The sequence below is a fragment of the Afipia sp. OHSU_II-C1 genome (assembly GCF_000497575.1).
GTDB lineage: Bacteria > Pseudomonadota > Alphaproteobacteria > Rhizobiales > Xanthobacteraceae > Afipia.
Map to the genome: position 1 here is coordinate 59,837 of NZ_APJI01000019.1, position 23,517 is coordinate 83,353.

At 62.7% G+C, this 23,517-nt stretch carries 24 protein-coding genes; 18 read left to right on the forward strand and 6 right to left on the reverse strand.

The window, feature by feature from the left end; all coding sequences use genetic code 11:
* Positions 1-6: 6 nt before the first annotated feature.
* The gene (pcaD, locus tag I554_RS0120670; RefSeq protein WP_024574873.1) at positions 7-789 is read right to left on the reverse strand and encodes a 3-oxoadipate enol-lactonase; all 783 of its coding nucleotides are present in this window, start codon (positions 787-789) and stop codon (positions 7-9) included.
* 25 nt (positions 790-814) lie between these two features.
* Positions 815-2,170 carry a 3-carboxy-cis,cis-muconate cycloisomerase gene (locus tag I554_RS0120675; RefSeq protein WP_024574874.1) on the reverse strand — a complete coding sequence of 452 codons (1,356 nt, stop codon included), beginning with the start codon at positions 2,168-2,170 and terminating at the stop codon, positions 815-817.
* A 214-nt stretch (positions 2,171-2,384) separates the two neighbouring features.
* Here I554_RS0120675 and I554_RS0120680 point away from each other — a divergent pair, with 214 nt between their 5' ends.
* The 14 genes from I554_RS0120680 to I554_RS0120745 all read left to right on the forward strand — a co-directional run bounded on the left by I554_RS0120680 (position 2,385) and on the right by I554_RS0120745 (position 14,696).
* Complete coding sequence (locus tag I554_RS0120680) at positions 2,385-2,834, forward strand: carbon monoxide dehydrogenase subunit G (RefSeq protein WP_024574875.1); 450 nt, start codon at positions 2,385-2,387, stop codon at positions 2,832-2,834.
* Between the two features lie 207 nt (positions 2,835-3,041).
* A complete protein-coding gene (locus I554_RS0120685) occupies positions 3,042-3,527 on the forward strand; it encodes a (2Fe-2S)-binding protein (RefSeq protein ID WP_006021304.1) in 486 nt (161 codons plus the stop codon).
* Between the two features lie 26 nt (positions 3,528-3,553).
* Positions 3,554-4,357 carry a xanthine dehydrogenase family protein subunit M gene (locus I554_RS0120690; RefSeq protein WP_024574876.1) on the forward strand — a complete coding sequence of 268 codons (804 nt, stop codon included), beginning with the start codon at positions 3,554-3,556 and terminating at the stop codon, positions 4,355-4,357.
* Between the two features lie 22 nt (positions 4,358-4,379).
* Positions 4,380-5,288: a MoxR family ATPase gene (locus I554_RS0120695; protein WP_024574877.1), complete on the forward strand. Its 909-nt coding sequence runs from the start codon at positions 4,380-4,382 to the stop codon at positions 5,286-5,288.
* Between the two features lie 20 nt (positions 5,289-5,308).
* Positions 5,309-6,505, forward strand: a complete 1,197-nt coding sequence (locus I554_RS0120700; protein ID WP_024574878.1) for a VWA domain-containing protein — start codon at positions 5,309-5,311, stop codon at positions 6,503-6,505.
* A gap of 11 nt (positions 6,506-6,516) precedes the next feature.
* Positions 6,517-6,846, forward strand: a complete 330-nt coding sequence (locus I554_RS0120705; RefSeq protein ID WP_024574879.1) for an XdhC family protein — start codon at positions 6,517-6,519, stop codon at positions 6,844-6,846.
* Complete coding sequence (locus I554_RS0120710; protein WP_006021299.1) at positions 6,843-7,553, forward strand: XdhC family protein; 711 nt, start codon at positions 6,843-6,845, stop codon at positions 7,551-7,553. Before I554_RS0120705 ends, I554_RS0120710 begins: the two co-directional genes overlap by 4 nt.
* Complete coding sequence (locus I554_RS0120715) at positions 7,550-9,154, forward strand: molybdopterin-binding/glycosyltransferase family 2 protein (RefSeq protein WP_024574880.1); 1,605 nt, start codon at positions 7,550-7,552, stop codon at positions 9,152-9,154. The genes I554_RS0120710 and I554_RS0120715 overlap by 4 nt, the downstream gene beginning before the upstream one ends.
* 68 nt (positions 9,155-9,222) lie before the next feature.
* The gene (locus I554_RS0120720; RefSeq protein WP_152527666.1) at positions 9,223-9,633 is read left to right on the forward strand and encodes a DUF4189 domain-containing protein; all 411 of its coding nucleotides are present in this window, start codon (positions 9,223-9,225) and stop codon (positions 9,631-9,633) included.
* A 143-nt stretch (positions 9,634-9,776) separates the two neighbouring features.
* A complete protein-coding gene (locus I554_RS0120725; protein ID WP_024574882.1) occupies positions 9,777-10,487 on the forward strand; it encodes a TetR/AcrR family transcriptional regulator in 711 nt (236 codons plus the stop codon).
* A complete protein-coding gene (locus I554_RS0120730) occupies positions 10,484-11,257 on the forward strand; it encodes an efflux RND transporter periplasmic adaptor subunit (protein WP_024574883.1) in 774 nt (257 codons plus the stop codon). Before I554_RS0120725 ends, I554_RS0120730 begins: the two co-directional genes overlap by 4 nt.
* Positions 11,254-12,195 carry an ABC transporter ATP-binding protein gene (locus I554_RS0120735; RefSeq protein ID WP_024574884.1) on the forward strand — a complete coding sequence of 314 codons (942 nt, stop codon included), beginning with the start codon at positions 11,254-11,256 and terminating at the stop codon, positions 12,193-12,195. The genes I554_RS0120730 and I554_RS0120735 overlap by 4 nt, the downstream gene beginning before the upstream one ends.
* The gene (locus tag I554_RS0120740) at positions 12,192-13,340 is read left to right on the forward strand and encodes an ABC transporter permease (RefSeq protein WP_024574885.1); all 1,149 of its coding nucleotides are present in this window, start codon (positions 12,192-12,194) and stop codon (positions 13,338-13,340) included. The genes I554_RS0120735 and I554_RS0120740 overlap by 4 nt, the downstream gene beginning before the upstream one ends.
* Before the next feature lie 54 nt (positions 13,341-13,394).
* On the forward strand, positions 13,395-14,696 hold the full coding sequence (locus I554_RS0120745; RefSeq protein ID WP_029659835.1) for an adenylate/guanylate cyclase domain-containing protein: 1,302 nt from the start codon (positions 13,395-13,397) through the stop codon (positions 14,694-14,696).
* Between the two features lie 4 nt (positions 14,697-14,700).
* Here the strand turns inward: I554_RS0120745 and I554_RS0120750 are convergent, their stop codons facing one another.
* From I554_RS0120750 to I554_RS0120765, 4 genes are all read right to left on the reverse strand, one after another.
* Positions 14,701-15,981, reverse strand: coding sequence for an MFS transporter (locus I554_RS0120750; protein WP_024574887.1), 1,281 nt, complete (start codon positions 15,979-15,981; stop codon positions 14,701-14,703).
* Positions 15,982-16,087: 106 nt separating this feature from the next.
* A complete protein-coding gene (gene bcsS, locus I554_RS0120755) occupies positions 16,088-16,849 on the reverse strand; it encodes a cellulose biosynthesis protein BcsS (RefSeq protein ID WP_024574888.1) in 762 nt (253 codons plus the stop codon).
* A 114-nt stretch (positions 16,850-16,963) separates the two neighbouring features.
* A complete protein-coding gene (locus I554_RS0120760; RefSeq protein WP_024574889.1) occupies positions 16,964-17,425 on the reverse strand; it encodes a DUF488 domain-containing protein in 462 nt (153 codons plus the stop codon).
* 22 nt (positions 17,426-17,447) lie between these two features.
* A complete protein-coding gene (locus I554_RS0120765; RefSeq protein ID WP_024574890.1) occupies positions 17,448-18,251 on the reverse strand; it encodes a DUF72 domain-containing protein in 804 nt (267 codons plus the stop codon).
* A 297-nt stretch (positions 18,252-18,548) separates the two neighbouring features.
* On the opposite strand from I554_RS0120765, the gene I554_RS0120770 reads away from it, so the two are divergent.
* The 4 genes from I554_RS0120770 to I554_RS0120785 all read left to right on the forward strand — a co-directional run bounded on the left by I554_RS0120770 (position 18,549) and on the right by I554_RS0120785 (position 22,949).
* Positions 18,549-19,661, forward strand: a complete 1,113-nt coding sequence (locus I554_RS0120770; RefSeq protein ID WP_024574891.1) for a glycosyltransferase family 2 protein — start codon at positions 18,549-18,551, stop codon at positions 19,659-19,661.
* Positions 19,658-21,163 carry a glycosyltransferase family 39 protein gene (locus I554_RS0120775; protein WP_024574892.1) on the forward strand — a complete coding sequence of 502 codons (1,506 nt, stop codon included), beginning with the start codon at positions 19,658-19,660 and terminating at the stop codon, positions 21,161-21,163. Before I554_RS0120770 ends, I554_RS0120775 begins: the two co-directional genes overlap by 4 nt.
* A gap of 142 nt (positions 21,164-21,305) precedes the next feature.
* Complete coding sequence (locus tag I554_RS0120780) at positions 21,306-21,608, forward strand: hypothetical protein (protein WP_024574893.1); 303 nt, start codon at positions 21,306-21,308, stop codon at positions 21,606-21,608.
* A 222-nt stretch (positions 21,609-21,830) separates the two neighbouring features.
* The gene (locus I554_RS0120785; RefSeq protein WP_024574894.1) at positions 21,831-22,949 is read left to right on the forward strand and encodes a DUF2778 domain-containing protein; all 1,119 of its coding nucleotides are present in this window, start codon (positions 21,831-21,833) and stop codon (positions 22,947-22,949) included.
* Positions 22,950-23,517: the final 568 nt, after the last annotated feature.

Below are 23,517 nucleotides of genomic sequence, written 5' to 3' on the forward strand. Positions count from 1 at the left end.
TTTCTCTCAGCGCTGGGTCAGGAAGCCGACCACGGCCTCGGTGAAGTTGTGCGGCTGCTCGACATTGGAAATGTGCGCCGCGTCAAGCAGGGTCATGCTTGCATTGGGGATGTTGCTGCGGATGTACACGCTGGCTTCGACCGGCGTCGAGACGTCGTGGCGTCCTGCGATCACCAGCGTCGGCGCGGTGATGCGGGGCAGCAGGTCGCGCTGGTCGAGCCGGCTCAATGCCTCACAGCAGGCGACATAACCTTGCACCGGGGTGGCGATCAGCATGGCCTTCATGCGTGCGGTGATTTGCGGCTCGCGTTCGCGGAAATCCGCCGTCAGCCAGGCAGCAATAACGGCATCCGCGATGGATGCGATCCCACCTTCGTTGACCGCCTTGATGCGGTTCAGCCAGTTGGTTGGATCGGGATAGTAGCAGGACGTATTGGCGAGAATCAGCTTCTCGATCCGCTCCGGCGCGTTGGCGCCGAGCCACTGTCCGACCATTCCGCCCATCGACAGGCCGCACCAGTGGATTTTTTCAATATTGAGATCGTCGAGAATCGCCAGCACGTCCTTGCCGAAACGCTCCATCGAATATGGACCGGCTGGAACGCCGGACTTGCCATGGCCGCGCCGGTCGTAACGGATGACGCGATACAGCTTTGTCAGCGCCGCCATTTGCGGCTCCCACATCTGCATCGTCGCGCCGAGCGAATTCGACAGCATGATCGTTGGTCCGCCGTCGCGCCCCTCTACCGAGACATTGAGCAGGCATCCGTCGGCGTCGATCATAGGCATATTGGGTCTCCGTGAGTTCTTGTTGTTATTCGCTGGCCAGCGATGCCAGCAGCCGGTCGATCAGCGTTTGCGCGACGCCCTGATAGGCCATCGGATCGAACAGGCCCTTGAGTGTGCCTGTGTCGATATGTGTCGTGACGCGTGTATCTTCCGCGAGAACTTCATGCAAATGCCGCCGGGTTTCGATGGCCCTGCGGCTTGCGGCTTCGACGATGTGATGCGCTTCGCTCTTGCCGACTTTTTCCGCCAGCGCCATCGATACGGCCTCGGCCATCACGAGGCCTTGGGTCATGTCGAGATTGGCGCGCATCCGCTCGGGGTCGACCTCGAGTCCCTCGGCGATCTCTGCAATCGCCTCAAGCGCTCCCGATGTGACCAGTTGCAGCGTCGGCAATGTCGGCCATTCGGCATGCCAGGGGCCGGCGCTGCGCTCGTGATCCTGAACCTGAGCGGCCATGATCGTCGCTGCAAGATTTGGCGCCATTGTCGCGGCCGCCAGTACTCTTGCAGCGGCAACCGGGTTGCGCTTGTGCGGCATCGTCGACGACCCGCCGCGGCCTTCGTCCGCAGGCTCGAAGGCTTCCGCGACATCGGTCTGCATCATCAGCGAGACGTCGCGGGCGATCTTGCCGCAGGTGCCGGTGAGAATGGCCAGTGCCGACGCCACGTCCGCGATTCGGTCGCGATGGGTGTGCCATGGCGCGTCCGGCAGCGGCAGCGATAATTCCTGAGCGAGCTGTTCGGCGACCTTGAGGCCGTTGTCGCCAAGGGCGGCGAGCGTTCCGGCGGCACCGCCGAATTGCAGGGCGAGGGTTTCGCGGCGGAGACGCTTTAGCCGCTCGCGCGAGCGATGCAGCGCCGCCGCGTATTCCGCCAGCTTCAATCCGAACGGCATCGGCAGGGCATGCTGCAACCATGTGCGTGCGACAACTGCGGTCTCGCGGTGCCGGATCGCCAGGCGGGCAAACCCTGCAATCGCGCGGTCAAGATCCGTGATCAAGGCGTTGATGGCGGCGCGCAGGCCCAGCATCGTGGCGGTGTCGATCACATCTTGGCTGGTCGCGCCCCAGTGCACGTAACGTGCGGCGGACGGGTCCATACTGGCGACCTTCGCAGTCAGCATTTTCACCAGCGGAATCGCCAGATTGCCGGCTTGTACGGCTGCTTCGGCCAGCGCGGGTCGGTCGAACGATTCGGCGTGACAGGCTTTTGCGATGCTGACGACGGCGCTGGCTGGAATGATGCCGACCGCGGCTTCAGCGCGCGCAAGGGCGTGCTCGAAGTCCAGCATATGCTGCAAATAGACTTCATCGTCGCACACAGTGCGCATGGCGGCGCTCGACAGCAAGGGTGCGAGCAGGGGAGGCAGGGAAGAACTCATGATGCGCGGACCCTATCCAACGCGCAGAAGCGTGCCAATAGCGCGATACCCATTGCTGAAAGCGCCGCAACATGAAGCGACATTTGCCGGGTGCATTGCGTAAGTTTTGCAACGCTCCCTCCCGCACGATACCCTTTCCTTTGCGGGCGCTGTATCCTAATTGACACTGGCAGAACCGCGGGACGCGGCCATTGAGTTAAAGGGAGGCTTGCACATGGCAATGACGATGACGGGCGAGGTGCAGCTTCCTGCTTCCCGCGAAGTGGTCTGGGAAAAGCTCAACGATCCAGCCGTGCTGAAAACCTGCATTCCGGGCTGCGAGGAGCTGGAAAAGTCGGGCGACAACCAGTTTCAGGCCGTCGCCAAGATGAAGGTCGGGCCGGTGTCCGCGCGCTTCAAGGGCCGGGTCACGCTCAGCGATTTCGATCCGCCGAACAGCTACAAGATTTCGGGCGAAGGCGAGGGCGGTGTCGCCGGGTTCGCCAAGGGCGGCGCCACTGTGGCGCTGGCGGAAAAGGATGGCGGCACGCTTCTGAGCTATAATGTGGAGGCCCAGATCGGCGGCAAGCTCGCGCAGCTCGGTCAGCGGCTGATCAACGGCGCGGCCAAGAAGCTGGCCGATGAATTCTTCGCCAAATTCGCTGACGCGGTGAAGACGGGCTAAGGCCGTTTCGGCATATCAGGTCCTCGTACAAATCAAGCCTTCTTGTCCGGAAGCGGCGCGCCATGAGGTTGCTCATTGTCGCAATGGCCCATATTATGAATTTGGAACCATTATAAACGCGTTTTGCGCCGCGCCATGCGGTGCTGCGTGAGTCCCAGAACTTGAGTCCCACAATCTGGGCGCCAAGCTGAAAACAAGAGAGTGTTGATGGCCAAGATTTCACTGATCGTGAACGGCAATCCCGTGACAGGGAAGGTCGAACCGCGCACGCTGCTCGTCCAGTTTTTGCGGGAGCATCTGCGCCTGACAGGCACCCATGTCGGCTGCGACACCTCGCAATGCGGCGCCTGTGTCGTCCATCTCGACGGCAAGGCCGTGAAGTCGTGCACCACGCTGGCGGTGATGGCCGACGGGCACGAGGTCAAGACCATCGAGGGCCTCGCCGCAGACGGTGCGCCGCTGCATCCGATGCAGGAGGCTTTCCGCGAACATCACGGCTTGCAGTGCGGCTTCTGCACGCCCGGCATGATCATGACGGCGGTTGATCTCGTGCATCGCAAGGGGCACGACCTGAGCGACGAAGTGATCCGGGAAGAACTCGAAGGTAATCTGTGCCGCTGCACCGGTTACCAGAACATCGTCTTGTCGATCGCGGCCGGCGCCAAGGCGATGGCCAAATCCGATCTCGCGTAACCGACGCCGTTCCCGAAGGACCGCTCATGTACGACTTCAAATATCATCGTCCGGGGACTGTGCGGCAGGCCGCCAATCTTCTCGTCAAGAACGAGGACGCCAAGCTGATCGCCGGCGGCCACACGCTGGTGCCGGTCATGAAGCAGCGGCTTGCCAGCCCACCGCATCTGGTCGATCTCAGCCACATCGAGGGGCTGAACGGCATCGAGATGAAGGGCCGCAATCTGGTGATCGGCGCGACTGCGACCCACGCGGAAGTCGCCAACTCCGCCGTTGTCGGTGAGGCGATCCCGGCGCTTGCCGAGCTTGCCGGCCTGATCGGCGATCCCGCCGTTCGCCACAAGGGCACCATCGGTGGATCACTAGCCAATAACGACCCGACCGCGGATTATCCCGCGGCCGTCACGGCGCTGGGTGCGACCATCGTCACCAACAAGCGCCGGCTGAAGCCGGAGGAATTCTTCCAGGGCCTGTTCACGACAGCGCTGGAGCCGGACGAGATCATCACCCGCGTGATGTTTCCGCTGCCGAAAAAGGCCGCGTATCAGAAATTCCGCAACCAGGCTTCGCGCTATGCGCTGGTCGGCGTGTTCGTCGCGCGGCGCCCATCTGATGTGCGCGTGGCGGTGACTGGCGCAGGCGGTGACGGCGTGTTCCGCGTCACCGAGTTCGAGGAAGCGCTGAAGAAACGTTTTTCGCCGAAGTCGCTTGACGGGCTGACGGTGTCCGCCGATGGCCTCAATAGCGACATTCACGGCAGCGCGGAGTATCGTGCGCACCTGATCGGTGTGCTCGCACGCCGGGCCGTGGAAGCCGCCACAGCAAAGTAGCGCTATTGGAGTTTGTCGCCTCATGAGCAAGATCCCGGCGTCCGTCGATGCAACGCTCGATCTGCTCACCAGCCGCGGCTATCTCGCGGAGCGTTCGCTCGCGACAGTGGTCTACCTGTCGCTCAGGATGGGCCGTCCGCTGTTTCTCGAAGGCGAGGCCGGCGTCGGCAAGACCGAGATTGCGAAGGTTCTCAGCGCGGCGCTCGGGCGCAAGCTGATCCGTCTGCAGTGTTATGAAGGCCTCGATGTCGCGTCCGCGGTCTATGAGTGGAACAGCGCTGCGCAGATGATCGCCATTCGTCTGGCGGAAGCGAGCGGCGAGACTGACCGCGAACAACTGTCTGCCGACGTGTTTGCGGAGAAGTATCTGATCAAGCGGCCGCTGCTGCAGGCGCTGGAGCCGGATGTTGCCGGACCGCCGGTGCTGCTGATCGACGAACTCGACCGCGCGGATGAGGCGTTTGAGGCCTATCTGCTGGAAATTCTCAGCGACTTTCAGGTGACGATCCCGGAATTCGGCACCGTGAAGGCGCCGCAGCCGCCAATCGTCATCGTGACCTCGAACCGCACGCGCGAGATCCACGACGCGCTCAAGCGCCGCTGCCTTTACCATTGGGTCGACTATCCGTCCGCCGAGCGCGAGCTTGCCATCGTCAAGTCGCGTGTGCCGAATATCGGCGCGAAGCTGTCGGAGCAGGTGGTCGGCTTTGTGCAGGCGCTGCGCGAACAGGATCTGTTCAAGGTGCCCGGCGTGGCCGAGACCATCGACTGGGCGACGGCTCTCACCGAACTCGATGCCCGTTCGCTGACTCCGCAGGTGGTGGGCGATACGCTCGGCGCGCTGCTGAAGTATCAGGACGATATCGCGCGCATGCAGGGGCCGGCACTCGACAAGGTCATCAAGGAAGCCGTCAGCGATCCTGCGGCCTGAATGCGCTTTCGGGAATCGTCATGGCAGATGACATCGAGACCCCAACGACCGGATTGATCGCTGACAATGTGATCGGCTTTGCGCGCGCATTGCGCGTCGCCGGACTGCCGATCGGGCCGGGCGCTGTGATCGACGCGTTGAAGGCGATGCGACTGATCGATATCGGCAACCGTGCCGATCTGTTCACCACACTCGAATCGATCTTCGTCAAACGCCATGAGCATGCGCTGATCTTCGCGCAGGCGTTCGACCTGTTCTTCCGACGCGCCGAGGGCACGGAAAGTATGCTCGACTCGGTGCCGCTGCCGCCCGAGGCGCAGAAGCCGCCGCCGCCAGCCTCACGACGTGTCCAGGAGGCGTTCGCGCAAAGCCGCAATATCGAAGGGCCGGAAGTCGAGGAGAAGGACGTCCAGCTCTCGGTGTCCGACCGCGAGGTGCTTCAGCGCAAGGATTTTGCGCAGATGAGCGCGGCCGAGATCGCCGAGGTTACCCGCGCAATCGCGAAGATGAAGCTTCCGCAGGCTGAGCTGCGCACGCGCCGCTTCAAGCCGGACGCGCGAGGCCAGCGGCTCGATCTGCGACGGACATTGCGTGGCAGTCTGCGCACCGGCGGCGAGATCGTGAAATTCCAGCGGCTCGGGCGCATCGACAAGCCGGCGCCGATCGTGGCGCTGCTCGATATTTCCGGCTCGATGACCGACTACACCCGGCTGTTTCTGCAATTCCTCCATGCGATTACCGATGCGCGCAAACGCGTCTCCGTGTTCCTGTTCGGCACGCGGCTGACCAACGTGACGCGTGCGCTACGCGCGCGCGACCCCGATGAAGCGCTGGCGGCCTGCTCAAGCAGTGTCGAGGATTGGGCGGGCGGCACCCGGATTGCGACCTCGCTGCACAACTTCAACAACCTCTGGGGCCGCCGGGTGCTGGGGCAGGGTGCCATCGTACTCCTGATCTCCGACGGGCTGGAGCGCGAGGCTGATACCCGGCTGGAGTTCGAGATGGACCGGCTGCATCGGTCCTGCCGCCGCCTGATCTGGCTCAACCCCCTTCTGCGTTTTGAGGGCTTTGAAGCCAAGGCGCAGGGCATCAAAATGATGCTGCCGCATGTTGATGAATTCCGTCCCGTGCATAACTTGAAGTCGATGGAGGGGCTGATCGACGCGCTGTCGTCGGACCAGCCGCCACGGCGTATTGAGACCCGCTCCGCAGCTTGAGGAATCGAACCATGCTCAACCGCGACGAAGATATCCTGAAGGCCGCCGAGACTTGGATGAAGTCCGGTCACGGTGTTGCGCTCGCCACCGTGGTAGAGACCTGGGGCTCCGCGCCGCGTCCGGCGGGATCGAGCCTTGTGATCAACGATGACGGCACGTTTCTCGGCTCCGTCTCCGGCGGCTGTGTCGAAGGTGCGGTGGTCACCGAAGCGCTCGACGTGATCGCCAGCGGCAAGCCGAAGATGTTGGAATTCGGCGTGGCCGACGAGACCGCATGGAATGTCGGACTGTCGTGCGGCGGCACGATCCGCGTTTTCGTCGAGAAGGTGGACAACTCTTGAAACAGAATACTCTGGCAGAGCTGAACGCCGAGCGCGCGGCGCGCCGGGCTGTGATCGTCGTGACCGATGTGGTGAGCGGCGACCAGCGCCTGATCAAGGCGGCGGACATCGCGGCCGATCCGCTTCATGCCGAACTCGACAAGCATCTGCGCATGGGCAAGAGCGGCATGATCGAGAGTGACGGCAGGAAGCTGTTTCTCAATGTGTATGCGCCGACCGCGCGTTTGGTGATTATCGGCGCGGTCCATATCAGTCAGGCGCTGGCGCCGTTGGCGCAGTCGCTGGACTATGATGTGTTCGTGGTCGATCCGCGTACGGCCTTTGCCTCGCCCGAACGTTTCCCCGATGTGCCGCTGTTTGCGGATTGGCCCGATGTGGCGCTGCCGCCGCTCAACATCGACCGCTACACGGCGTTCGTCGCGCTGACCCACGATCCCAAGATCGACGATCCGGCGCTGCTGCATGCGCTCGAACGCGACTGTTTCTACATCGGCGCGCTGGGCTCGCGGAAGACGCATGGCAAACGTCTCGAGCGTCTGAAGGCCCAGGGTGCGAGCGACGCCGCGCTGGCGCGCATCCACGCGCCGATCGGTCTCAATATCGGTGCGGTGTCGCCCTCGGAGATCGCGGTCGCTATCATGGCCGAGATCACAGCGCGGCTCCGGCTTCCTGCAGACACGCCCCTCAAGACGAAGTCAGCGGCATGAAATTCGGTCCTGTTGCGCCGGAAGACAGCATCGGCGGCGTCACCGTTCACGCTATCCGTCAGGGGCCGCTCGTCCTCAAGAAAGGCACTGTCATCGGCGCGGCTGAAATCGCGGCCCTCAAGCAGGCCGGCGTGAAGGAAATCGTCGTCGCGCGCCTGGACAAGGACGATGTGTCTGAGGACGAGGCAGCCGCCAGTATCGCTGCGGCGGTGGCGGGCGAGGGCGTCGACGTCGAGCGCGCCTTCACTGGCCGCGCCAACCTGTTTGCAGCGGAAGCCGGCGTGCTGGTGGTTGACCGCGATGCCGTCGACCGTATCAACCGGGTGGATGAGGCGATCACCTTCGCCACGCTGTCAGCTTTCAAGCCGGTGGTTGCCGGAGAAATGATCGCTACCGTCAAGATCATTCCCTTTGGCGTGGAGGCGAAGCTGCGCGACGCTGCCGTGGTCGCTGCCAGTGCGGGGCGGATGCGGGTCGCGCCGTTCAGGATCAAGCGCGTCGGAATTATTTCGACGATCCTGCCTGGGTTGGCTCCGAAGGTGATCGAGAAAACGTTGCGCGTCACCGAGGAACGTCTCGCTCCGACCGGCGCTCGCATCATCGGCGAACGCCGCGTTCCGCATGACGAGAGCGCGCTTGCGCCCGCCATCGAAGAACTGCTCGCGCTCGGCGCCGAACTGGTGCTGGTGTTCGGTGCCTCCGCGATCGCCGACAGGCGCGACGTGATCCCGGCGGCGATCGAACGGATCGGCGGTGCGGTCGAGCACTTCGGAATGCCGGTCGATCCCGGCAATCTCATGCTGATCGGCAAGGTCGGAAATTCACCGGTACTCGGCGCGCCGGGCTGTGCACGCTCGCCGAAGGAAAACGGATTCGACTGGATATTGATGCGCCTGCTGGCCGGTCTTCCTGTTACCCGTACGGATGTCACAGGCATGGGCGTCGGCGGCTTGTTGATGGAAATCGTGACCCGGCCGCAGCCGCGTGTCCCGGTCGAGGCCGATGGCAATCGCAAGGTCGCAGCCGTGATCCTCGCGGCGGGACGCTCGACGCGCATGGGCGGGCCGAACAAATTGCTGGCCGAGCTGAACGGGAAGAAGCTGGTGCGGATCGTCGCCGAACAGGCGCTGGCCTCGAAGGCATCGTCTGTCATTGTTGTGACCGGCCACCAAAGCCTGGAGGTCGAAGCGGCGCTGAAAGGGCTCAAGGTCGAGTTTGCGCGAAATCCTGATTTTGCCGAAGGCCTCGCAACTTCCGTGAAGGCTGGCATCGGTGCGGTCCCTGAGACCGCTGACGGTGCTGTGGTGTGTCTGGGCGACATGCCGCTGATCGACGCTAAACTGATCGACCGCCTGGTGGATGCTTTCGCGCCGGATCGAGGATCACTGATCGTCGTGCCGGTGGCGGGCGGCCGGCGCGGTAATCCAGTGTTGTGGTCGCGGCGGTTCTTCCCGGAATTGATGACGCTCGATGGTGATATCGGTGCGCGGCACCTGATCGCTCAGCATGCTGAAGCGGTCGCAGAAGTCGAGGTTGAGGGCAAGAGCGCTTTTCTCGATATTGATACGCCGGAAATGCTGGCAGACGCACGGCGCGGCTAGCGTTTACCTCCTTTCTTTCCGCCTTGTTCACCAAGTTGAAACGCCCTTCCGCCTAGTGTGATCCTGGAATGACCTCTGGGGAGGGGACGTTGACGGCTTTGACGGCGGCGTGTTGCCGCGCTGTTTTTATTTTTGCTTTGGTTTCAGCTTTTGCCGCCCACCTTGCTGCCACACCGGCGTTTGCCGCTGGCGCGCTGGCGATTGGCAAGTGCGGCGCCTATGGCCAGGCATTCGACTATCCCGCCGAGCAGGCCGCACGAGCCGCTGCCCTCAAGCAATGCAAGGGCGAGTGCTCGGCAGTGACCATGAAACGCGCCTGTGCTGCGCTGTCGCTCGATATGACCAAGCCGTGCGGAGCCCATGGTTATGCCGTTGCCCCGCGCATTTCCAGCGCACTCAATGAGGCGATGAAGAAGTGCTACGCGTTCGGCGGCAAGGAATGCGTCATCCGTGCCTGGGCGTGCGACGCCAAGGGCTAGGAGAGGCTTTCAGCAAAGCCTCTTGCCGCAGCACTTGCTTGGGTGGTTGAATAATCTGCATATAATCAAAGGTTTAAGAGACTTATTTGGAAAGTTTGTTTTCTGATCTTGAATATGACTGACCAGTCAGTCATATTCAACGGATGGCAAAACTCCCGCTGATCGACACGCGTCCCGTGAAAGACAAAGCCGCGCGCAAGGCCAGGACGCGCGCGCCGGCGGATCGCGCTGCATCGCCGCGTCCGTCAAAGCGCGCGGTCGGTGCCACCGAACGGCGTGCTGCGATCATCGCGGCGGGTCTCGATGAATTCACCGCCAAAGGATTTGCGGCGACGCGCCTCGACGATGTGGCCAAACGCGCCGGCGTCGCCAAAGGTACGATCTATCTGCACTTCAAGGACAAGGAAGCGCTGTTTCAGGAACTGGTGCGCACGGCGCTGGGGCCGCTGATTGTCCGGATTTCGAATCCGCAGATCGGGGAAGGCGCGGGATCGGCGCGCGCGGCGATCGAATTATTGGCCGAGACGTTTGCTCGCGACGTCATCGGCACAAAGCGCGCCGACATCGTGCGGATGATCATTTCCGAAGGCACGCGCTTCCCGCAACTCGCGGATTTCTATTACCGCGAGGTGATCACGCACGGTATCGCCGGAATGCGCAAGCTGATCGAATACGGCATCGCGCGCGGCGAAATCCGCAATCCGGGACTGGCGGATTTTCCGCAACTGCTGGTCGCTCCGCTGGTTGTTGCGGTGATCTGGCAAGGTCTTTTCGGAAAGCAGGCACCGCTCGATGTTGCCGCGATGCTGCGGGTTCATCTCGATCTGATTTTTAGTGAAGGGAAAGCGACATGATTGCGTCGCGAGGTGTTTCGCAAAGTTTGGTGCTGTTGCTGGCTTCCCTAAGCCTGGCGGGTTGCTGGGATTCCAAAAAGCCCGGTTATCAGGGCTGGGTCGAAGCCGACATGATCTTTGTCAGCCCGGACGAGCAGGGGCGCGTGGTCAAACTCAGTATTCGCGAAGGCGACAGGGTCGAAGTCGGCATGCCGCTGTTTGCGGTCGACGATGATCTCCAGCAGGCTGCCCTGAACCAGAGCAATGCCACGCTCGTCAATGCGCGGCAGGCCTACGATCGCGCGGCGTCTCTGAGCAAGACCGGCTCCGGCACGCAGGCAAACCTCGATTCCGCGCTGGCCGCGTTGCGCGTTGCCGAAGCGCAGGTGAACACGTCGCAGACGCGGCTGGCCCGCCGCCGGATGAACGCGCCTATCGCCGGCACGATTCAGCAGATCTATTTCCGCGAGGGCGAGACAGTTCCCGCGCAAAAGCCGGTGGTGTCGATCCTGCCGCCCGGCAACATGAAGGTTCGCTTCTTTGTGCCGGAGCCGGAATTACCCAGGCTCAAGGTCGGTGATGAAGTACGCGTGACATGCGACGGTTGCGCCAGCGACCTGACCGCGAAAATCTATTTCATCGCGACCATGGCGGAATACACGCCGCCCGTGATCTACAGTCTCGATGAGCGCTCGAAGCTGGTCTATCTGATCCAGGCGCGGCCGAACAAGCCGGACAGCCTGCGCGTCGGTCAGCCGGTGAGCATTTTCACCAATGGCAAGACGCCGTGAGCATCGACACCGCACAATCCGATATCGCGATCGAGGTCCACGGCCTGTCGAAGTCGTTCAACGGCCGTGAGGTGGTGCACGATCTGTCGATGCAGGTGAAGCGCGGCTCGATCTACGGATTTCTCGGTCCTAACGGCTCGGGCAAGACCACAACCATCCGCATGCTGTGCGGACTTCTGACGCCAGACAGCGGCGAGGGGACATGCCTCGGCTACGACATCCGGCGCGATGCCGACAAGATCAAGCGGCGCGTCGGGTACATGACGCAGCGTTTCAGCCTTTATCAGGATCTCTCTGTGCGGGAGAATCTGGAGTTCGTCGCGCGGCTCTATGGCGTGCCGGACCCGCGCGGCGCGGCGCGCGAGATGATCAAGCGCATCGGGTTGTCGGGGCGCGAAGAACAGCTTGCCGGCGAACTGTCCGGCGGCTGGAAACAGCGGCTTGCGCTGGGCGCCTGCACATTGCCGAGTCCTCAGCTATTGCTGCTCGACGAGCCGACCGCTGGTGTCGATCCCAAGGCGCGGCGCGAATTCTGGAACGAGATCCATGCGCTGGCGGCCGAGGGGCTCACGGTGCTGGTCTCGACGCACTACATGGACGAGGCCGAGCGCTGCCACGAGATCGCGTACATCGCCTACGGCAACCTGCTGGTGCACGGCACCGTCGAAGACGTCATCGCAAAGTCGGCGCTGACGACCTACACCGTGACCGGCGAGGGATTGAACAAGCTGACCGCCGATCTCACCGGCAAGCCCGGGGTCGATATGGTCGCGCCGTTCGGCACCAGTCTGCATGTGTCGGGACGCGATGCGGCAGCGCTTGAGGACGCAATCGCGCCATACAGGTCTGGCGGCGGTACGACATGGCATAAATCCGAACCATCGCTCGAAGATGTCTTCATTGAGTTGATGAGCCGCTCGAAGGATAACTTCCAATGAGCGTAACCGAAATCGGCAACGGCGGCGCGCGTGGCTTCTGGCAGCGCACATACGCGATGCTGGTGAAAGAATTCCTTCAACTGCGCCGCGACCGCGTCTCATTTGCGATGATCGTGATGCTGCCGATCATGCAGTTGCTGCTGTTCGGCTACGCCATCAACACCACGCCGCGTAATCTGCCGACGGCTGTGCTGTTGCAGGAGGACAGCGATCTCGGACGCTCGATCCTGAAGGCGCTTCAGAACACCGCCTATTTCCGCTTCACGCGCGAAGTCCATACGGTCGCTGAATTCGACAGTCTGCTCGAGTCCGGCAAGGTCCTGTTCGGGGTCGAAATTCCGCGCGGCTTCGAGCGCGCGGTCCGGCGCGGCGACAGGCCGGCGTTGCTCGTGGCTGCGGACGCTACCGATCCGGTGGCGTCAGGGTCGGCGCTCGGCGCACTAGGACAGATCGCGCAGTCGGCTCTCAAGCACGATCTTTACGCCGGCGATCCACCTTCAATGCCGTTCGAAATCCGCGCCCATGCGCGCTACAACCCGGCAGCGGAATCGCGGCTGAACATCGTGCCAGGTCTTGTCGGGACAATCCTGACCATGACCATGCTGATCTTCACTGCGCTGTCGGTGACCCGCGAAATTGAACGCGGCACCATGGAAAATCTGCTCGCCATGCCGATCACGCCGGTGGAGGTGATGCTCGGCAAGATTATTCCCTATGTGCTCGTCGGCTTTCTGCAGGCGACAATCATCATCGGCATCGGCTACTTCCTGTTCCATGTGCCGATCCTCGGCAGCCTGTCGGTGTTGGCCGCCCTTTCGACACTGTTCATCGCGGCCAATCTGTCGATCGGCTACACGTTCTCGACCATCGCGCAGAACCAGCTTCAGGCGATGCAGATGTCGATGATGTTCTTCTTACCGAACATTCTCCTGTCCGGATTCATGTTCCCATTCGCGGGCATGCCGGTCTGGGCCCAGTGGATCGGCGAAGCGCTCCCGCTGACCCACTACATTCGCATCGTCCGCGCCATCATGCTGAAAGGCGCGTCGCTGGAGAACCTGCAGTACGACGCCGTCGCTCTGTGCGTGCTGGTGCTGGTCGCCATGAGCATCGCTGTCACGCGATTCCGGCGCACTTTGGATTGAGGCCGCTGGCCGATGCTGTATTCTGCCCGTAAAGGCGCTGTAGGGGCAGGCATGATGCGCGGTCTGAAAGAGCTTTTGAGCAGCGAAGAACGGGAGCCGGTTTCCGCGGACTTCCACCGCGCATTGACGCAGGAAATTCTGAAAACCGAACTGATCCGGATCAAGACGCTGATCGTTACGGCTTCGGCGATCGCCGGCATGTTGTGGACGGTGTACCTGATCGCACCTGAACAAATCGAACGACTCTGGCACGGCAATCTCAAACCGGCTTATCTCTTCATCGTTCTCGGGCCTTTCCTTCTGTTTGAGCTGCTCGCCCATGCGCTGGTGAAGCGGCAACTCGAGCTTGACCGCGACGTATCGGTCGCAAGGCGCTACGCAAGCGCCTTCATCGAAACCAGCATGCCGACGATCGCGCTTGCGCTTCACATCGACAACATGGGGTCGGTCACGGCGCTCGGTTTCGTCGCGCCGCTGGTCTATTTCGTTTTCATCATTCTTTCCACGTTGCGGCTTGATTTCTGGCTGTCGACCTTCACCGGGTTCGTCGCCGCTGCCGAACTGCTTGCGATGGCGATGCTTTATCATCCCGATGGGCGGCCGGAATTCGAGTACCATTTCGCGCGCAGCCTGATCTTCTTTACTGGCGGCGTGCTCGCGGGAGCGGTCGGGGTTCAGCTACGGCGGCAGTTCGAGAAGAGCATTGCGGCTGCATCCGCTCGTGACCGGGTGACCAATCTGTTCGGTCAGCATGTTTCACCGCAGGTTGTGGAGCGCCTCCTGACGGAAGGAACCAGCACGGCGACCGACATCCGCCGCGTTGCCGTCATGTTTGTTGATTTCCGCGGCTTTACGGCCGCCGCGCGGTCGCATACGCCGCAGGAAATCGTCGACCGGCTGGATGGCGTATTCGGAGTTCTCGTTGAGATCGTCGACCGTCACGGCGGCATCGTGAACAAGTTTCTCGGTGACGGATTTCTGGCGATTTTCGGAGCGCCCTTCGAGTCGCCCGACGCGCTGGCCCGCGCGGTCGAGGCGGCGCGTGAGATGCTGGTCGCGGTCTCGCGCAACAATGAAGTGAATACCTGGGCGCTGCGCGTCGGAATCGGACTTCATTTCGGTGAAGTCGTCGCCGGCAACATCGGCTCATCGCGGCGCAAGGAATACACGGTCATCGGCGACACGGTGAACTTTGCGGCGCGGCTTGAAGCCCTCAACAAGGAATTCAACTCGCAATTTCTGGTCTCGTCGGCGGTTCGCGACTCTCTCGGCGATGCCTGCGCGGACGCGATATCGCTCGGCGAGGTCGCGGTGAAAGGCTACGAGCAGCCGATGGCGGTCTGGCGCCTCGGCTGATCTGTTATGCCGTCGCCGCTTTCGGGTTGTTCCGAAGCAGCATCATCACCGCCGCCGCGATCAGGCAAAGGATGCCAGCGGCAAAGAACGCCGGCAGATAGCTTTCATATAATGTTCGCGTCAGGCCCGCGCCGAATGCGACCGTTGCCGATCCAAGCTGATGGCCGACGAAAATCCAGCCGAACACCATCGCCGCGCGCTCCGGGCCGAAGTGCTTCGCCGTCAGCTTCACGGTCGGCGGGACGGTGGCAATCCAGTCAAGACCGTAGAACACGGCGAACAGCGACAAGCCATAGAACGAGAAATTGGTGAACGGCAGGAACACCAGCGACAGCCCGCGCAGGCCGTAATACCAGAACAGCAGCCAGCGGTTGCTGTAGCGGTCCGAAAGCCAGCCTGACGCAATGGTGCCGACGAAATCGAAGATGCCCATGGCCGCGAGCAGGCTTGCGGATGTCGTGGCGGGAATGCCGAAGTCAGCACACATCGGGATGAGGTGGGTCTGGACCAATCCGTTGGTGCTGGCGCCGCAGACGAAGAACGTGCCGAACAGAATCCAGAACACGCGGGTTTTCGACGCATCGCGAAGAGCCGCGAACGCAGCGGCGATGATCGACGTGGCAAGGGGCGTCGCCGGGAGGGGAGCGCTGCCGTTATCACCATAAGGACGCAAACCGAGATCCGATGGCCGGTCGCTCATGAACAGCAAGACTGTCACGGCGGCGAATGCCAGCATCACGCACATGGTGCCCATGGCGGTGCGCCAGCCGAATACTTCGGTGAGATAGGCCATGATCGGGAGAAAGATCAGCTGTCCGGTTGCGACGCTGGCCGCCAGAATGCCGACGACCAGCCCTCGCTGCGCGACAAACCAGCGCGTGGCGACGGTTGCGCCCAGCACCATCGCGGTCATGCCCGTGCCGAAGCCGACGACAAAACCCCACAGCGCGATCAGATGCCAGGCCTGGGTCATGGCCAGTGACGCGAGCAGGCCCACCGAAATGATGGTCAGCGCGGAAATCACCACGTTGCGCAGCCCGAAGCGCACCATCAGTGCTGCGGCGAAGGGGGCCATCAGACCGAACAACAGCAGACGGATCGACAGCGCGGAGGATATTTGCGTCGTGCTCCAGCCGAATTCCTTCTCCAGCGGCAGGATGAAGACGCCGGGCGCACCCACGGAGGCCGAACTGATAAGCGCCGTCAGGAACGTCACGGCCACCATGACCCAGCCATAGTGGATGCCTCGCGCGGCAAGACGTGCTGAAACCCACGAAGAAAGCATTACGTGTCCTGAAGGGTGAGAAGAAAGCAGGGTTATGTATGATGCAAATCGATGCGCTTCAACATTCCCCGCGGTTTATTTGAGGGCGACCAAAGTCTAGTCTGCGCTATCGGCGCGTGAGCACGCCGATGCGCCCGTAGAGGCCCGAGCGATGGCTGTTGTCCTGAACATAGCCCGCGCCCAGCGACCATTCGAAAGCGGCGGTCTTGAGGGACGTCAGATGTGCACCGATCCGATACTGGCGATACACCTCGTCACCTGATGTCTCGACCTCGGGACCTGCCCAGAAGCGGTCCATCACACGCCAGCCCGCGGCGCCCCGCACACCGAAGCTGTTGCCGATGGTCGAGCCGGAGATCGACGACGCCAGCATCATGGTGGGGGTGGGCTCCCACCAGAGATCCGCGCCTATGCGCAGGCCGGCATGATTGCCCCGCAGGCTGTTGCTGGGATCGTCCGGCGACAGGCGATGGTTCTGTAGATCGAGACCGGCGAAGACCTTGATTTCGACGTCGCCGCGCTTGATCCGCCAGCCCGGAAGGATCGCTCCAAGCAGTCCGGTGCCGCGAATGTTGGTGCTGCCAGCGAGGTAGCGATAACTGCCTTGTGCAAGCAGCACCTTGAGTGTGAAGCCATCCTCGTTGAGGCCGCCGGGGGCCCATTGCAGGCCGCCGTAGAAGGAGCCGCCACTGCGCCAGAGATCGAAGCCGCTGAAATAGAGAAACTTCTCGGGATATGCGCCGCCGCTGAGGTTGCTTGCTGGTGGCAGTATCAGCTCGTTCAGAGGATCGGCCACAGCTGGAGAGCCTCCGCAAAGCAACGCGGCGGCGGTGACGCAAAACGCGCGCACCCTTCCAACGCAACGCATGGAGCCCCCAAGCCCCGGTACAAATGCTTACATAAAAATACAGAATGATTAGAGCGCCAAAGGCCGCGTTCGTCTAGCGAACAGATCGGGGCCCGCCGATGCCCTGTGGATAACTCAGAACTGGGGGGCGGCCAGATTCTCGATCTTCACGCCTTCACGGTCCTGGATAATCTCGGCGATGAACTTGCGATGACAGGCGGTGTGGTCGCGCTCGTAACAGAGGATGCAGACCGGTCCGGCCTTTTTGACCAGCGCCGCAAGCTCGTCCATCTCCGCACGCGCCTCAGGTTTTTTGAGGTGCGCGTGATAGATTTTCGACAGCGCCTTCATGTCGCCGCTGCGCGCGGCCTCGCGGCCGTCCTTCGGTGTACCGAGTCCCCGCAAATGGACGTACGAGATGCCGCGTTCATCGAGCCCTGCTGCGAGCTGGGTCTTGGAGAATCCCGGGCGGCGCGATGACGCGATCGCGCGCACGTCGACAAGGAGCTTCACGCCCGCGTGCTGCAGCTCGTCGAGCACCGCTTTCGGCGGCGTTTGTTCGTAGCCGATAGTGAAGAGCTTTTTGGCTTTGGCCATGCTGTCTCCCGTCCTCGTTCGCTCACGTCACGCGCTCGATCAATTCCATCGCCCCAGCGGGAGCCCGGATTTTCCCCTCGTGAATCACATAGGCGAACACGTCGCGGGGTTCTTTCTTCGGCGGCGTCTTGTCGAAGCGGGCAAGGTCATCCGGTTCGCTGCCCTGCGCCCACAACGTCAATCGCTTTGCCCATGCATCCAGTTCCTTGGGCGGGTAGGCGGTCTTCACCGTATCCTTGCCGGTCTGGAGGCGGACGTAAACGAAATCGGAGGTTATGTCGGCGATCGCCGGATACTTCGCATGATCGGCGTAGACCACCGCGACGTTATGCTTGCGCAGCAGCGCGATGAACGCCGGCGTGCAGAAACTGTCATTTCGCACTTCGACCACATGGCGCAGGGCGAGGCCGTCGAACTTGCGTGGCAGCAGGTCGAGAAAGGCGCCGAAGTCGGCTTCGTCGAACTTCTTGGTCGGCGCGAATTGCCACAATACCGGCCCAAGCCGGTCGCCCATTTCCGTGACACCGGAATCGTAGAACCGTTTGATGGAATCCCCGGCCTCGGCGAGCACGCGGCGGTTGGTGGCGAACCTCGGGCCCTTGACCGAGAAGATGAAGCCGTCCGGGACCTCGCTGGCCCACTTGCGGAAGCTTTCCGGCTTCTGCGAGCCATAATAAGTGCCGTTGATCTCGATCGAGGTCAGTTTGGAGGCCGCGTAGGACAGTTCTTTCGACTGGGCCAGCTTCTCCGGGTAGAACACGCCCCGCCATGGCGCGAAGGTCCAGCCGCCGATCCCGATGTGAATTCGCCCTGATTTTTTTGCCATTTTTGCTTCCCTTGAGGGCCTCTTGCGGAACGCCGGGCCCATACCTATCTAGCTTCTATCGGCAATGTTGCAGCTTCCGCTCCATTGCCGGGACGACCACGAGAAGAACCGTGAGAAGTCGGGCGCGCCGGATGTACGCGCAGACTTGATTCTCTCACTGGTTTCCCTCCGTGGTCGTTGGCATTTCTGGACCCCTGAATGCCCGCCGCCACCCGATTTCCAGCCCTTATCGCATCGAAATCGCGTCCCGGCAGGGCGTCTTGGCATCGTCCGGTCCCCCGGATATACGCTGGCTCCATGACTGAGGCCATCTCACCCGGGGCAGCACCTGCACGTCAATTGTGTGTCGTGGTGCCGACTTTCAAAGAGCGCGACAACGTTCCCAAGCTTTTCGCGAAGCTGGACGCCGCGCTGTCCGGCATCGCGTGGGAGGTCATCTTCGTCGATGACAATTCCCCGGACGGGACCTGGGACGTGGCCCGGCAACTGGCCCAAACCGACTCCCGTGTCCGGTGCATTCGCCGGATCGGCCGGCGAGGGCTCTCCGGGGCGTGCATCGAGGGCATCCTAGCTTCCAGCGCGCCCTACGTCGCGGTGATGGACGCCGATCTTCAGCACGACGAAACACAGCTCCCAAAGATGCTCGCGCTGCTGCAATCGGGGCAGGCCGAGCTCGTGGTCGGCAGCCGTTATGTCAGTGGCGGCGACACCGGCAGTTTCGGGAGCGCGCGCCTTGGCGGCAGCGTACTTGCGACCAACATCGCAAAGAAGCTGCTGCATGTCGAAATCGCCGATCCCATGAGCGGGTTCTTCATGATCCGCCGCGAGCGGTTCGAGCAGCTTGCGCCATCGCTGTCGGTGCAGGGGTTCAAGATCCTGCTCGATATCGTGGCGACTGCCGGCGGAAAACTCCGCGTGGTCGAGGTGCCGTTTTCGTTCGGCGCGCGGCAGCATGGCGAGAGCAAGCTGGATTCGCTGGTCGTGCTGGACTTCCTCGGTCTCGTGCTTGCCAAGCTGACTGGCGATCTGGTGTCGCTGCGCTTCCTGCTGTTCGCTCTTGTCGGCGCGATCGGTCTCTTCGTTCACTTCGCGACGCTGTACACGTCGCTTGCGCTCAAGGTCCCGTTCGCCGAAGCACAAGGCGTTGCTGCCTTTGTCGCTATGACCGGAAACTTTCTCCTTAACAACCAGCTCACTTATCGCGACCAGCGCCTGAAGGGCGCCGCGCTCATTCGTGGCCTCCTGCTGTTCTATCTCGTTTGCAGCGTCGGGCTGTTGGCTAACGTGGGCGTCGCGGCGACTGTGTTCGATCAGGAGCCGATCTGGTGGCTCGCGGGTGCCGCCGGTGCATTGATGGGCGTGGTCTGGAACTACGGCGTGTCCAGCCTGTTTGTCTGGCGCGCAAAATGATTTCGTCTGAGTCTAAACTGGCGCGCGGCGCGGCTCTCACCGTCGCCGTGCTGGTGCTGCTTCGTCTGGTCGCGGCGGCGTTTACACCGCTGACCTTCGACGAGGCCTACTACTGGACGTGGTCGAAGCATCTCGCGGGCGGATACTACGATCATCCGTCAATGGTCGCGGTGGTGATCCGGCTCGGCACCATGATTGCGGGCGATACCGAATTCGGTGTCCGGCTGGTGTCGGTCCTGCTGGCGCTGCCGATGAGCTGGGCGGTCTATCGCGCGGCACGGATTCTGTTCGATGACGCGCGGATCGCCGCGACGGCGACGATCCTGCTCAATGCCACCCTGATGGCGTCGGTGGGCACCACCATCGTGACACCGGATGCGCCGCTGATGGTGGCATCCGCATTTGTCCTGTATTTCCTCGCCAGGATTCTGGAGACCGGCCGCGGGATCTGGTGGCTTGGAGTTGGCGCCGCGGCGGGTTTCGGACTGCTCTCGAAATACACCGCACTGTTCTTCGGGGCGCAGATCCTGTTGTGGTTGATGCTGGTGAGAGACCAGCGCCGCTGGCTGGTATCGCCATGGCTCTATGCTGGCGGCATTGTCGCCGTCGCGATTTTCTCACCCGTGATCTTTTGGAACGCCGACCATCAGTGGGTGTCGTTCATCAAGCAGCTTGGCCGTGCGCGTGTCGAGGGCATGACGCTCAAGTTCCTCGGTGAAATGATTCCGACGCAGTTTGCGTTCGCGACGCCGTCCGTCTTTATCCTTGGCGTCCTCGGCCTTTACGCGCTGGCACGGGGAAGGGCTGCGAATGCCGCGAGCGCAACGCTGGTCAACATCAGCGTCTGGATGATCTTCCTTTATTTCGTCTGGCACTCGCTGCACGCCCGCGTCGAGGCCAACTGGCTCGGACCGATCTATCCGGCATTCGCCATCGCCGCCGCATTCGCCGTGTGGGGCACGACATGGAACACGCGCGAGCAGCGCACGGTGAACTGGTCGCGCCGTCTTGCGCTGCCGATCGGCGTGATCCTGTTCGTGGTGCTGATCGTCCAGACCAACACCGGCGTGTTCACCGGATTCCGGCGCGATGCCACCGTGCGCAGCGTTGGGGTCGGCTGGCCGGAACTGGCCAGAGAGATCGAAGCGCTTCGCATCAAGCAAAATGCAAACTGCGTGCTGGCGGCGGACTACGGCACCACGTCGTGGATGATGTTCTATCTGCCGAAAGGCACCTGCATCGCGCAATTCCAGCAGCGCTATCGCTGGACCTTCATGCAGGAGCCCGGCGCCAAACTGCTCACGGGCAGGGCGCTCCTGATCGGCCCGCCCGGCGCAAGCCCGTTCTACCGCGAGACCTATGCGCGCGCTGAAACGCTGACCGAACTGACCCGCAAACGCAGCGGCGTCGGCTTTGAGACCTATGAGGCCAGCCTGCTCGATGGACCGAAAGGCGAGATGCTCGACCGCTCGCCTGCGCCGGAGCTTGGCGGGCCTCGATAGTCAGCGCCGCGCCGTTTCCGTTCCGACAACACATCGCCTCCGCGCGCTCATTATTTGCGCGCAATGCGGAGAAATGATGCGGGAACGGCATTGACGGCCGGTGAGTTGGCTCACGATGATCGATCCATCCAGGAGACGCCCGATGGGGAAGGTGACTGGCTTCATTGTGTTCGCTGTGTTCGCTGTGATCGCCTGCGCTCAGCCCGCTTTCGCACAGGGAACCGAGCAGGAGCGCGAAGCCTGCACGCCGGACGCCATGCGCCTGTGCGGGCAATTCATCCCGGATGCCGATCGCATCGAGGCCTGCCTGCGCAATGCCGGACCGCGCCTCAGCCCGGCCTGTTATGCGGTGTTCAATCCGCCGCGCGCGACCGACCAGACGCGCCGCGCCCAGCAGCGGTCCCGGCGTCCGCCGCCACCACCGTCGGATGACGACGACGAGTGAAGGGAACCCGGATTTACGGCCTGCCTTACATCCGCCGCCACTTAATCCGCATTTAACTAAATGCCGCCTTAATGCCGCTCCGCACCTTTGCGAGATGTCGCGTGGGGAACTCCAAGCTCCGCAAGGCAACTGACGCTGGCCCGCTTTCGCATGCGCTGTTCGCGCATGACCTGACGAATGCAGCCGGAAGGACAAGGCGGGATTGTTCTGGATGCAAGGCGTATGAGTACCAGTTCTGTTGCGCGTACCGGCTACACAGCCCACCCCCAAGGTCGTTCGGTTCGAACTTCCAGCCCTTTGAACATTGCAGGCGTCGCGGCGATCGCGTTCGCGACGCTGGCCTGCGGCTGGACCCTCTATAGCAACGTCTTCAGCGGCAATGCGTTCGGCACGGCTTACGACCTCGCCTCGCGCGACGCGCGCGTGGTGTTCGTGCCCGCAGCCAGCGGCCTCGATCAGCAGGCCTTCGCCGACCGCTTCGCGGCGCTGACGCCCGCAAGCGAGGAGCCGCCCGCGCTCACCGTCGAGCAGAAGAATTACGCCGCGCTGATGGACGTCACCCATTCGCTCGGCGCGCCGCCGGTGACCTTCAAGCCGACGGTTGTCGCGGCCCCCGATACGCCGAAGCCCGCGCCGTCGCGGGCGGAGATCGCGAAGGCGCCGGACGTTGCGCTTCCGCCGGCATCCGCACGCGTCGCCAGCATTCCGCTGCCGTCCTCGCGCCCGGCCGACTTCAAGTTCACCCAGCAGGGTCGCGTCAAGCCCGGCCACTCCGAGATGGTGGAGCGCGCGAAGAACGCCGCGCTCGCCGCGATGGCCAGCAAGACGCCGAGCCTGTTCGACAAGCTGTTCGGCAGGACGCCCGCGCCGGGGCCCGTGCTCGCCTATGCCGGCTCCGACGGCGGCGTGATGAACGACGGCACCTCGGCAACCCCGGCGGGGTCGAGCGAAGACGACAAGCTGACCGCGATCTACGACATCACCGCGCGCACCGTGTACATGCCGGACGGCTCGAAGCTCGAAGCGCATTCCGGCCTCGGCGCGAAGCTGGACGATCCGCGCTACGTCAATGTCCGCATGCACGGCGCGACGCCGCCGCACATCTACACGCTCAAGCCGCGCGAGGCGCTGTTTCACGGCGTGGCCGCGCTGCGCCTGACGCCGGTGGGCGGCGAGGGCGCGATCCACGGCCGCACCGGACTGCTCGCGCACACCTACATGCTCGGGCCGAACGGCGATTCCAACGGCTGCGTGTCGTTCAAGGACTACAACGCATTCCTGAAAGCCTATCAGCGCGGCGAAGTGCGGCGCCTGGTCGTGGTCGCGAGCTTGAAGGACTGAGGTTTTGCGTTTCTCCCTCCCCCGTGAGTGGGGAGAGGTCGCGAGCGTCAGCGAGCGGGTGAGGGGCTCTTTCCGCGTCGTCCCCGCGCAGGCCTTGCCGTGAGCTTGTTCAAATTCGCAGTTCGTCATGGCCGGGCATAGCTCGTCGAAGACGGGCGTGAACGCCCTTTTGACCCGGCCATCCATCTTTCTTGAGTGATGGATACGCGGGTCAAGCCCGCGTATGACGATTGTGGATCAGGCAACATTGTGCGCAATCTTCGCATCCAGATTCAATTTTCATACAGCCAAGCGGAATTACCCCTGTTGTTATGACGGCGCGCGCGCGGGGCTTGCCCCGTTCGCGTCTTAAAAACCCGCGCCGTTGCGGGCCGTGCGCCATCGCCCCTATTATTTGGACGGCGCGGGGGCGCCCGAAGCTCTTTTTCGTTCCTCCCTCAAAATGAGGGCGCGCGGAACGCCGGATGCGCGAGCGCATCCGCAGCCCCGTGTGCAAAAGTGAAAAGCACACGAGCGTAGTCACCACGGTTGCGCCGGAGGCATCCGGCGTTCCGCACGCAATGGTTGG